The 11,393-nt window shown below is 65.0% G+C and carries 8 protein-coding genes and 1 pseudogene; 3 read left to right on the top strand and 6 right to left on the bottom strand.

The features are described 5' to 3' along the window. The 3 genes from LFT45_RS19520 to LFT45_RS19510 form a co-directional block, all read right to left on the bottom strand. Positions 1–1,662 (bottom strand): TIGR04028 family ABC transporter substrate-binding protein, encoded by a 1,662-nt coding sequence (locus tag LFT45_RS19520; RefSeq protein WP_236805228.1) that lies wholly within the window; start codon positions 1,660–1,662, stop codon positions 1–3. A 187-nt stretch (positions 1,663–1,849) separates the two neighbouring features. Then, positions 1,850–4,027, bottom strand: a complete 2,178-nt coding sequence (locus tag LFT45_RS19515; RefSeq protein WP_236805227.1) for an amylo-alpha-1,6-glucosidase — start codon at positions 4,025–4,027, stop codon at positions 1,850–1,852. A gap of 99 nt (positions 4,028–4,126) precedes the next feature. Beyond that, entirely contained in the window at positions 4,127–4,660 is a 534-nt protein-coding gene (locus LFT45_RS19510; RefSeq protein WP_236809447.1) for a hypothetical protein, read from the bottom strand. Between the two features lie 242 nt (positions 4,661–4,902). Between LFT45_RS19510 and LFT45_RS19505 the strand changes: the two genes are divergently transcribed. Next, the gene (locus tag LFT45_RS19505) at positions 4,903–6,111 is read left to right on the top strand and encodes an aspartate transaminase (protein WP_236805226.1); all 1,209 of its coding nucleotides are present in this window, start codon (positions 4,903–4,905) and stop codon (positions 6,109–6,111) included. Between the two features lie 49 nt (positions 6,112–6,160). After that, positions 6,161–6,838: a 4-carboxy-4-hydroxy-2-oxoadipate aldolase/oxaloacetate decarboxylase gene (locus LFT45_RS19500; RefSeq protein WP_236805225.1), complete on the top strand. Its 678-nt coding sequence runs from the start codon at positions 6,161–6,163 to the stop codon at positions 6,836–6,838. Between the two features lie 78 nt (positions 6,839–6,916). On the opposite strand, the pseudogene LFT45_RS19495 reads toward LFT45_RS19500, so the two are convergent. The 3 genes and pseudogenes from LFT45_RS19495 to nac all read right to left on the bottom strand — a co-directional run bounded on the left by LFT45_RS19495 (position 6,917) and on the right by nac (position 10,059). Then, positions 6,917–8,563, bottom strand: a pseudogene (locus LFT45_RS19495) (HNH endonuclease). A 214-nt stretch (positions 8,564–8,777) separates the two neighbouring features. Further along, positions 8,778–9,011 carry a hypothetical protein gene (locus tag LFT45_RS19490; RefSeq protein WP_236805224.1) on the bottom strand — a complete coding sequence of 78 codons (234 nt, stop codon included), beginning with the start codon at positions 9,009–9,011 and terminating at the stop codon, positions 8,778–8,780. Between the two features lie 124 nt (positions 9,012–9,135). After that, entirely contained in the window at positions 9,136–10,059 is a 924-nt protein-coding gene (gene nac / locus LFT45_RS19485) for a nitrogen assimilation transcriptional regulator NAC (protein WP_236805223.1), read from the bottom strand. Between the two features lie 545 nt (positions 10,060–10,604). Here nac and LFT45_RS19480 point away from each other — a divergent pair. Continuing rightward, on the top strand, positions 10,605–11,393 hold the full coding sequence (locus tag LFT45_RS19480) for a LamB/YcsF family protein (protein WP_236805222.1): 789 nt from the start codon (positions 10,605–10,607) through the stop codon (positions 11,391–11,393).

Genomic DNA, 11,393 nt, shown 5'->3' with positions numbered 1-11,393 from the left:
TCAGTGCTTGGCGAGCCAAACGCCGTACAGGCTGGGGCGTCCGACAGCTTCGAAGCCGAGGCCCTGCAAGTACGGTGCTGCGGCGAAGACCTGCGGCTCCTCGAAGATCGGAATCACGAGGGCCTGGTCGATCAGGTGGTTCTGGACCTCCGCGACATCCTTGAGGCGCTGTGCCGGATCGGTGCGGGACGTTTCGGCTTCCAGGAGCGCGTTCAGCTTCTGGTCCACAAAGCTCTTCACCTTCTGGCTGCTGCCGCCCTTCTGGAGCAGGGCATCGCGGTTCTTGGGGTAGAACTGGCTCTTGATGACATCCGGATCGGCGCGTCCCACCATCGCCACGGACACCGGGGTCTTCTCCGGGTCAAGGCTGTCGACGGTCTTGCTGCCCGAGTCACCGGCGAGGATGTTGAGCTTGACGCCAACCTTCTCCCACTGCTGGGCGACCAGCTGCAGCACGGCCTTGTTCTGCGGCTGCGGCAGCGATTCATAAATCGTCAGGGACAGCTGCTTGCCGTCCTTGCTGCGGATGCCGTCGGCACCCGGCTTCCACCCGGCGTCGTCCAGCAGTTCCTTGGCCTTCTCCGGGTCGTGACCGAGCTTGGCGGAGAGGTCCACGTAGCCGATGGCTTCCTTGGACAGCACCGAGGTGGCCACCGGGTAGTTGTCGGAGAAGATGGTCTCCACGATCTCGTCCCTGTCGGTGGCCTTGAGGAGCGCCTGGCGAACGCGGACGTCGGCAACGAGGGCGTTGTCGGGGCGGAAGACGATGCTGTCGTTGACGCCGCGGGTGCCGGGCGCGAAGATCTTGAAGCCCTTGGACTCCACCTGCTTCTCGTCGTAGGCCTGGACCTGGCGGATCAGGTCGCCCTGCCCGGCGATCAGTGAGCCGGTGCGCACGCTGTCCTCCGGGGTCACTACGATCTTCACCGCGTCCATGTACGCACGGCCCTGGTGGTCGGCCGTCTTGGGTCCCCAGTTGTAGTCGGGCCTGGCACTGAGGTCGACTTCCTTGCCCAGAACTTCGTTGGCGACGGTGAACGGGCCGCTGCCGATGATGTTCTTGGCGCTGCCGAGGTCGTCAAAGTTCCGGTCCAGGGTGCTGATGGACACGATGCCCGAGCCGATGGTGGCGGTGCCCTGCAGGAAGCCCGGGGAGGACTTCTTGAAGTGGAACTTCACGGTATGGGGGTCGATGACCTCGCTGTGGTCGTAATTGTTGATCACCTCGGACACCGGCTGGTTGAGGGCCTTGTTGCCCAGGCCGTAGGTGTCGAAGTTCCGGGCGACGGCGGCAGCATCCACCGGTGTGCCGTCTGAGAAGGTGACGCCGCTGCGCAGCTTGAAGGTGTACTCCGTCAGCGCCGGGTTGCTGGTCCAGGATTCGGCGAGCCACGGCTCGATCTTGAGGGTCTCCGGGTTCTGGTAGGTCAGCTTGTCGGTGATCTGGTTAAGGATGCCGCCGTTGGGGTAGAAACCGCCGGCCGGGGGATACAGGTTGGTGTGGGCCTGCTGTTCCAGATAGGTCAGCGTGCCTCCGCTGACGGGCTTGCCGGCATCGACCTGTGCCGCGCCCGAACTGGTGCTGCAGCCGGCCAGCGCGGTGGCCAGGGCCAGGGCAGCGACGCCGGCAGCGAGACTCCGGACAGGTTTGGGTAGAGCCACGGGGGATCCTTCTTTCAGGGAGAACGGGCCTGCGCTTCCCTGACGGGCCGGGAACGCGAGGTGCGAATGGGGACGTTTTCATCACCATAGGTTCCTTCTGCTCCCCTGCTGAAGCGGCCCGACACCGTCGGTCACCCTGATTAGCACTGCGCAAAACTGCGACATTTTCCGCAACGAAAACGGGTGCCTACCTGCCCCAGTTTTCCAACCGCTCCCTCCGGCGGTGATCGGCCTGCTGGACCAGTTCGACCATCCACGGCCGGTGCCCCTGGTGGAGCGTCATCCCCTGAGACAGCCCTTGGACCGACGGGACGGAATTGGCGATGTCGATGGTGATGCGGCCGCCGCCCAGCGGAGCGTTGGTGATGTGCAGGTCCCCAAAGGACGGAGGAAGGACCGGGTCCATCCAGACGCCGCCCGCGGAAACGACGGGGTCGTACCGCATCAGGCTCGTCACCAGCTGGATGGGCGCGGTAGCTGCCCAGGCCTGCGGCGAGCACGCCGTCGGATACGGGACGGGAGCGGCGAGCTGTTCCCGGCTGAAACCGCAGAACAGCTCCGGGAGCCGGCCGTCGGAGTATTCGGCAGCATCCATCATGCCGGTGGCGATCCGCTGTGCCTCCTCGACGAAGCCATAGCGGAGGAGCCCGGCCGCGACGATGGCGTTGTCGTGCGGCCACACCGATCCGTTGTGGTAGCTGGCGGGGTTGTAGGCGCCCATGTCGCTGGCCAGGGTACGCACGCCCCAGCCGCTGAACATCTCCGGGGACATCAGCCGTTCGGCCACCTGAGGGGCCTTGTCCTCGTCAATGAGGCCCTGCAACATGCAGTGACCCATATTCGAAGCGCAGGCATCCACCTGTCTTTTCTTCCCGTCCAGGGCAATGGCGTAGTACCCGCGTTCAGGGATCCAGAACTGTTCGTTGAATTGTTTCTTCAGCTGGGCCGCGCGGTCGGCGAGCTCATTACCAAAAGCCGTGTCCCCGGCGTCGTACGCCAGCCATGCGCGCGAAAGGTAAGCGACGTAAACGTAGGCCTGGACCTCGCAGAGTGCGATCGGCGGCTCGGCAAGCCTGCCGTTAGCGAAGTTGATTCCGTCCCAGGAATCCTTCCAGCCCTGGTTGATCAGGCCCTGGTCGTTGAGGCGCTCGTACTCGACGAAGCCGTCGCCGTCCCTGTCCCCGTATTTCATGATCCACTCGAGTGCGCGGTCCGCGTGGGGCAGCAAAGCAGCGATCGTGTCCGCACCGAAGCCCCAGCGGCTGACCGCACCGAGCACCATCAGGAACAGGGGTGTCGCGTCGACGCTGCCGTAGTAGGCCGACTTGCCGCCCAGGGACAGCCCGCTGGAAACGTCGAGCCGGACCTCATGGAGGATCTTGCCCGGTTCCTCCTCGGTCATCGGGTCCACGACGGATCCCTGCCGGTCGGCCAGGGTCTGCAGCGTGCCCAGGGCCAGGGATGGATCCACCGGCATCGCCATGACCGAAGCCCAAAGCGAGTCCCTGCCGAACAGGGTCATGAACCAGGGCGCCCCGGCGGCCACCACGACGCGCTCAGGATGGTCGGGGTCCTCGATCCGCAGGGCGCCCAGGTCGTCATAGCTGCGGCGCAGGGTGCGTTCCACCGACCGGTTGCCCATCTGCAGGACCGGAATTTTCGCCACCCACTCCCGCCGGCGTACGTCCCGGGGAGACAGGCCATCACCCCCGGAATGCACGAAAGCCACCGGCGCATTGGATCCCTCGGTACTGGGCAGCACTGTCAGGACCGTGCTCCAGTGTCCGTGCGCCGGAACCGTGGCCCGGTACGTCACGGCGTCCGCCGTAACGTCCGCACCCGGAGCCTGGACCACCACGCCCTTCCGGACGTCCTGCCACGCCGCCCGAATGGTGAGCGAACCGCCGTCGGCCTGCCGTTTTTCGTCCCAGCGCCGCAGGATGCGAGCCTCTTTCACCTCGAAGAGGTCCGCGAAGTCCGCCCCGATCTTGACAGCGACGACGCAGTCGACAGGCTCGAGGGAGAAATTACGGACGGTGACCTGCTCCTGGATGCCGGCCCCCACCTCCCGCAGCCGCTCCACGATCAGGGGACTGTCGGCGTAGCCGTCCGAGCGGGGAACCCGACCCACAAACAGCGCCCGGTACGGCTCCTTCGTCTCAGCTGCCAGCGGCTCCAGCGCCAGGCCGTCAACCGTCAGGCTCCAGCCCGAGAGGATGCGGGCGTCCTGCACAAAGAGGCCATGCGGATGCTCTGTGCTGATGTCCCCGTTCGGTAGGGAGATGCAGAAGGACGATCCCTCGACCAAGGTGACCGTCCCGGCCCCCAATGGACCCGCCGCCGTATCAGCATTCCATCCAGCCATTGCGCCACCTCCGAGCAACCAGCAACAGCGTGCAGTTCGACGCTACGCTTGCGCGCTCCGCCTCGCTAGGGCTTGACTTGCACGACGCCGGGCGCAGACTTACGCCGGGATGGCGCCGGATTCGGGCTGGACGCCCCAGGTCATCTTCCGGATGGTTTCGCGCTGCAAACCGCTGAGGGCGGCCAGCTCGTAGTCATCCAAAACTCCCCGCCGTCGTGCTACTGCCAAAAGGTTCAGGCGGCGGTGTTCCAGCACGGCTTTGGACTCTTCAAGTTCAACCAGCTCCGACTTGAGCTGGCGGATCAGGGCAAGATGCTGCTCCGCCGGCATCCCGGACGGGAGCAGGTCGTCGGACGACAGCCCCACGGTGCGCACTGCCCAGCGGGCGAGTTCCGCGGCCTCGGCGAGGCGGGTCACTTTCATGCCGTCGCACAGCGCCTGCGCGATCTGCTGGTTCAGCCGGACCGAGAGGGCGCGCATGCTGGTGGCATTGAAGGAAATCCGCTGCCGGCTGTCCCGGAGCAGCTTGCGCGTCTTTTCCGCCTGGACAGCCGCCTTGTCGGGTTTCGCGGTGCCCCGGTAGCGGTAGTAGCCGGCGCTGCGGTCATCACGGTGCAGAATAACCAACAGCACTCCTCGGATCGGGTTCACGACTTACCTAGAAGGCTAGGCAGAACGGAGGGAGGGGCGGAAATACCTATAGTGAGTGGAGCCATAACCAAAAAGTTTGGGTCGGGTGCTTAGGCAGAATGACGACGGCGGTCCATAAGAGACGCTTATCCGTCCACGCAGATTAGGTCTTATCCAGACCGGCCGGGATTCCCTAGTGTCGAAGGAACGAATATCGCTTCGTCCTGACTCCCTAGGAAGAGACCATGTCTGAATTTGAACCTGCATCGCGAGTGTCCCGCATCAAGCAATCTGCCAGCGTGGCCGCAGCGGCCCGCGTGCGTGAGCTGAAGGCAGAAGGGCGCCGGATCCTGGACCTGACGGTCGGCGAGCCGGACTTCGATACCCCTGAGCACATCAAGGCGGCAGCGGTTGAAGCCATCAGCAAGGGGGAGACGAAGTACACCTCGGTCACCGGCACGCCGGCGCTGCAGAAGGCGATCCTCCAGACCATCGAGCTGCGCAGCGGCGTCCACTACACCCCGGCCGAGATCACGATCGGCGGTGGCGCCAAGCAGGTGATCTTCACGGCGTTCATGGCCTCCCTGGACGCGGGCGACGAGGTTGTGGTTCCCGCACCGTACTGGGTCTCCTACCCGGACATGGTGCTCGCGAACGAGGGCACGCCCGTGGTTGTCACCTGCGGCGAGGAGTCGGGCTTCAAGCTCACCCCCAAAGCATTGGCCGGTGCCCTCAACAAGCGGACCAAGTGGGTCATCCTGAACACCCCGTCAAACCCCACGGGCGCCGTGTACTCCAAGTCGGAACTGCGGGCCTTGGCCGATGTTCTGGCGGACTTCCCGCACGTGAACGTCCTGACGGATGAGATCTACGACCAGATCTACTTCGGCTCCGGCCGGATTCTGAGCCTGGTGGAGGTTGCTCCGGAACTCAAGGACCGCATCCTTGCTGTCAACGGTGTTTCGAAGGCCTACGCCATGACCGGCTGGCGGCTGGGTTACGCTTCCGGACCGGCGCCGCTGATCGCGGCCATCAATAAGCTCCAGTCCCAGATCTCCTCCTGCCCGTCCTCGGTGAGCCAGGCCGCCAGCGCTGCCGCGCTCACCGGCGACCAGTCCTTCGTGCGGGAGAGCGTCGAGGTTTACCGCAGCCGGCGCGATGCAGCGGTAGCCGCGCTGAACGCCGTCGACGGCCTTTCATGCGCGACGCCGGAAGGTGCCTTTTACGCGTACGTCAATTGCGGCGGTGCCATCGGCAAGACCACCCCGGAGGGAAAGGTCATCGCCAACGACGAGGACTTCACGCTCTATCTTCTGGAGGCAGCCTCCGTCGCCGTCATCCAGGGCTCGGCCTATGGACTGGGTCCATACTTCCGCATCTCCTACGCCACCAGCCTCGACGTCATTGAAGAGTCCATCGCAGCCATCGACAAGGCCGTCCGGGCCCTCAGCTAACCCCAGTAGCCGGGCCCTCACCTAACCCCACCAAATGAAGGAAAACCCCGTGATCCACGTAAAGACCAACATCGAACGACCCGACGCCGACGCCGTCCGCCGCCTGGCGCAGTTCTCCTCGGCCACGATCCACGAGGCACAGGGCCGCAAGGGCGCGCTCAGCTCCAGGATCAAGCCGATCGACCGCAGCATGTCCTTCTGCGGCCCCGCCACTACGGTCCGCTGCGCACCGCGGGACAACCTCATGCTGCAGGTGGCCATCCACTACGCCGAGGCCGGCGACGTTATCCTGGCCGCGGCGGGGGAGTACGAGGAAGCGGGCACGTTCGGCGACGTCCTGGGCAACGCCATGAAGGCCAAGGGCCTCGCGGGCCTGGTGACGGACTCCGGTGTCCGCGACACCCAGGACCTCATCGAGCTGGGCCTGCCCGTCTTCTCCGGAAGCGTGTCCATTAAGGGCACCGTTAAGGAAACCATCGGCCCGATCAACCACCCGGTGGTTTTCGGTGACGAGATCATTTACCCGGGCGACGTCCTCCGCGGCGATGCCGACGGCGTGGTGGTTGTCCGCAAAGACGAGATCGAGGAAGTCATCCGCCTCTCGCAGGAACGCGACGACGCCGAGCGCGAGCTGATCGGGCTCTACAAGGCCGGCGGAACCACCATCGACCTGTGCAACCTCACCGAGGTGCTCAAGGCCAAGGGCCTGCTGGTCGAGCACGCGTAGTCGCTTAGCGGTATGACCTGAGGCGGGACAGTCTTCTGTCCCGCCTCAGGCGTATCTAACGCGTATCTAGGCTGCCCATTACGGGGCTGGGCCGGGCTGGTCCGACTCGTGGGACTCGCGCGCCCAAGTTCCGAGCACTCTGGTGTCACTCAACGGGATTCCGGGCAGCCGAGTGCCGGGCAGTGGCGGTGCCGTGGACTGGTAGACGTGGCCGGTTGGCGTCGTTATTTCGATGGTCTGTCTCGGTCCTGGCCTGGGTTGGGCTTTCCAGCCGGGGAGTTCTTTGGTGTGGTTGCAGGCTTCGCACAGGCCCGCGCCGTTGGCCAGGGTGGTGGGGCCGTCGTCGTGCCAGGGGATGATGTGGTGTGGTGGCGGATCGGGGCGTCGCAGAAGGGGGTGCGGCAGGTGTCGTCGCGGAGTTGGATGAAGCGGCGCAGTGGTGCCGGGAACAGACGCCGCCGCGAGTCCATGGCCACCAGGTCGCCGGTCCCGGGTGCGGTGTAGAGCCGCCGGACCCAGGTCTTGAGCTCCTCAACTCCCTTGGCCTGTTCGGTGGTCACCAGGTTCCGGGCCCAGTCTCCGGGGACGGTGCCGTAGCCGGGGATCCGGGCGGGTTCGGAATCGCCCTGCAAGAGGGTGCGGTCGGTCATGACGACGTTAAGCTCGATGCCGATGATGCCGCCGGGCGTGCCGGTGGTCCATTCGACCAGGGTGTCGGTCATGGCCTGGTCGCGGGAGCGCGGATCTCCGCCGGCCCGGAGCGAGTCGGCGTTCCGGGTCAGCGCCGCGAGGACCGCGACGCCCTCGTGGACCGGCAGCAGCGCCGTCAGATACGTCATGCAGTCCGGGGCCGGGCGCAGGCTGACCCTGCGCTCCGAGGCGGCATGGCTTGCCCGTTGGGCCACGGAGCGGTGGTCTCTGCGGATGGCGGCGGCCCTCACGGCTGCGATGACGGTCCGGGTTCCGGCACCAACGAAGGTTCCGGTGTCGGCGGCGAGTTCTTCGTCAACGGCAGCCCGGTCTTCGACACTCAAACAGGCGGTCTCTTTCGCGACGTGCATGACCCGCTCTTCGTTCAGCTGCCCTGGTGTCCAGTGCGGCCAGGGCGTGTGGCATCTGTGTCAGGGCCTTGGCTGTGCCGAGGAGCCGGCGCCCGCGGTTTGGGGATTCGCCCCGGGCCAGTGCGATCTGCTCGGCCGCGCCCAGGCCCTGGTCTTTGCCGCGGCCCTTGCCCAGGTCCTCGGCGGCCAGTGGCGGCCGGCCGGTGGATTCCTGGCGGAGCCGGGCCTCGAAGGTCACAGAAAGCCGTGCCTGTTGCCCGGCGGCCCAGCACTTGATGTTCTCGTAGGCTCGGACTTGGTCGATCAGCCCGGCATTGTCGGCGGTGAGGTTAGCTGCCGGGAAAAACCGGCCCGAGGATGCAGCAGCGCTCGAGGGAACGCTGTGCCTAAAAACGCCGTCGTCCAAAAAGCGGTCGTCAAAGAGGTCCTCGTCGAAAGGACGGTCGGCAAACAGGGCCTCAGGAAACGGATCCTCCGGCAACGATGCCGGATACGCGGCGTCGACATCATCGTCATAGGGAAGCCCGTCGTTCGTGAACGCATCTTCCGGAAACGCGGCAAGAGGAAAAACGGCGTCTGCAATAAAGGCGTCGGGAACCGCGGCAGCGTGCAGAACCAAGCGCGGCGCCGCTGCTGTCAGTGCTGAATTCCCGAAGCCTTCCATGGACACAGTCTGCCAAGGGGGACCGACAATAAAGGGCCGATAGGGCGCCGGATGCGGGCGGGATCGAAATAGTTTTTTCGGATCCACATGAGACCGAAAAGTAGGTAGCAGCACAGGGCGTTCCCAGCGCTGAGAACGCCCTGAAGTGCTACCCAGTTGGGTGCCGTGGTGAGCAGACAGCCCAAGCTGCGGCAGCGCCGCCGTCGTACTGAATCTAGACGCGGTGGGGGACTGGGTAGGCGGGGGCGCCGAAGACAGCGTCCTCCAGGTGCCAGACCGTCGACCCGCCTCCGCTGACCGGCATGATGCTGCCCTCGAAAACGAAGATGGGCGCTGCGGACCGGTCCGCTGGCCGCCAGAAACCGTTGGTCGGGCAGTGCGACCCCGTTTTGGCCATAAGCCCCAGGCTCGGGTCGGAAGTTCTCCTGGCGGTGCTGATCTTTTTCATGGCTGGCTCCCCGTTGAATTGTCTGCGGAATATCATTCACCGCAATTTCTTGGCTTGCCACCAATACTAGAATCCCGCGCACTCGGTTACTAAGACAAATGATGAGTGCCCTAATAAGTCAAAGCTATGATCGGCCGTACTTGTCGTTAAGCATTTCCTGGAGCATTTCCTTCAGTACCAGGAGCACTGCCGATGCCGCCTCCGAGAGGGGGTCGTGATCGGGTGTGCACAGCGCGATCTTGCACTGCAGCGCCGGGTCCACAATCCGCAGGACATGGAAGTCCTCCTCGTGGAACAGTGCGTCCGCCGCCGACTTGGGCAGGATGGTGGCCCCAAGGTCGGCCCGCAGCAGCCGGGTCAGCGAGGGCACCGACTCCACCTCGCCCACGAGCTGGAGTTTGAGCCCCTTGCTGTCGAAACCCGCCTCCACAGCCTGGCGCAGCGTGTGAATCTTCTCGGGAAGGAAGAGCCCCAGCCGGGCCACCTCCTCCAGCGTGATCTCGCCGTTCTCCGAGTTAACGTCCGGTCTGGCGGCGTTGACCACCAGGTGCAGGTCCTCGACGATCATGGTGGTGAACAGGACGCCGCGGATGGGGCCGGGCTCGTAGATGAGCGCCATGTCCAGCCGGCCGTTCTTGATGGCTTCACTCAGGACGCCGCCGTAAATCTCCGTGACGTGCAGGACGATGTCGGGGTACCGGCGGGCCACCTCGCTGATGATCTGCGGGGTCAGGCTCGATGCCATGCTGTAGGGCGCAATGGCAATCGACACACGGCCGGACGGCGCCGCCCCCGACTTGGCAACGTCCACTCGGGCCTGCGCGACGAGCCGCAGGATGGACTGGGCATGGCGGTACAGCGTGTGCCCGGCGGCCGTGGGCTGCACGCCCTGCTTGCTGCGGATCAGCAGTCGCTGCTTCAGTTCTGTCTCAAGCGCCGAAACCTGCTGGCTCAGGGCCGGCTGGGCCACGTGCAGCGCAGCCGCGGCCTTGGTGATGCTCCCCGAGTCCACGATCTGTACGAAGTACGCCAGTTTCCTGGTATCCACGGCCGCCCTCTCTCTTTGCGGCGTCCTGAACCCGAAAGGTCATAACGGGATGCTATGGAGGGACACGCAATAGGTCTTTGTGTGATCCACATCGCTGACACTAGGTTGAACCCAGAACGCTATTTCATTAAGGCTACATTCTATCCCCTCGGGGGACATGCAATTTCCCTATGGGGTCAGATGCATTGTGCATGGAAATAGGTTTTATCGAAATAGATGACCCGTTTTACATTCCCGAAATAAACGGTCCATATGTTCAATGCAATGAGGGCGGTCCGGCAAGGGCCGAATCCTCCTTACTGGGAAGGGAACGGTCATGGACTCCATAGCGGCACTGGTCATAACCGGCACCTATCCCGTGACACCGATTACGTCTTTGTGTGAGCCAAATCCCGGTGTCAGACTTTTTGCAGAAGCCGGCAGCCCGGCAGCACCGAACCGGGAACCCCTCGCAGGGCCAGTTCGGACACACCTCATCACCAGCGCAGCTGATCCCTTTGCCCCGGCGGGCAGGGCCGCTGCTAACCACCCCAGGAAGGCAGATAATGGGACTCACAGTTGATCTCGTCGCAGATCTCGGAGAAGGCTTCGGCGCCTACTCGATGGGCGACGACGCTGCCCTGCTCGAGGTGGTTTCCAGTGCCAACATCGCCTGCGGCTTCCACGCCGGTGACCCGGACATCATGCACGCCACCGTGGCCGAATGCGTCCGCCGCGGCGTCAGCATCGGGGCGCACCCGAGCTTCCCGGACCTGCGTGGTTTTGGCCGGCGCGCCATGGACCTGACGGCGGACGAGGTCCGCAACGACGTCCTGTACCAGTTCGGCGCCCTGAGCGCCTTCGCCGCCTACCACGGCACCACCGTGGCCCACATTGCACCGCACGGCCGGCTGGGCAACCTGGTTGCCACCCGGGCCGATTACGCAGTGGCCGTGGCCGATGCCGCCGCCCGCCTGAACCCCGGTCTCATCGTCCTTGCCCAGGACGGCGAACTGGCCTCCGCTGCCGCGGAACGGCAGCTCCCCGTCGGCATCGTCGGCATCGCCGACCGCGCCTATGAAGCCGATGGCACCCTGGTGCCCCGCGGCCGCCCCGGCGCCGTGATCCACGATCCTGCCGTCATCGTCGAACGCACCGTGCGGATGGTCTGCGAGGGACTCATTGAAACCGTCGCCGGCACAGACCTGCCGATTGTTGCGGACACCGTTCTCCTGCACGGGGACACCCCTGGCGCGGTGCAGCTGGCCCGCCGGGTCCGCGCCGAACTGGAGAACGCCGGCGTGACCATTGCCCCGCTCGCCCAGGTGCTGGCCGCCAAAGAGAAGGTCGCCTGA

The organism is Arthrobacter sp. FW305-BF8 (assembly GCF_021789315.1).
Lineage (GTDB): Bacteria > Actinomycetota > Actinomycetes > Actinomycetales > Micrococcaceae > Arthrobacter.
The sequence above is the reverse complement of the archived record's forward strand: the minus strand, read 5'-3'. Positions and strand labels throughout refer to the sequence as shown.

Excerpts from the sequence above, each read along its gene's own strand:
- LFT45_RS19480 (WP_236805222.1), top strand. The coding sequence starts at position 10,605 with ATGGGACTCACAGTTGATCTCGTCGCAGATCTCGGAGAAGGCTTCGGC.
- LFT45_RS19515 (WP_236805227.1), bottom strand. The coding sequence starts at position 4,027 with ATGGCTGGATGGAATGCTGATACGGCGGCGGGTCCATTGGGGGCCGGG.
- LFT45_RS19505 (WP_236805226.1), top strand. The coding sequence starts at position 4,903 with ATGTCTGAATTTGAACCTGCATCGCGAGTGTCCCGCATCAAGCAATCT.
- LFT45_RS19490 (WP_236805224.1), bottom strand. The coding sequence starts at position 9,011 with ATGAAAAAGATCAGCACCGCCAGGAGAACTTCCGACCCGAGCCTGGGG.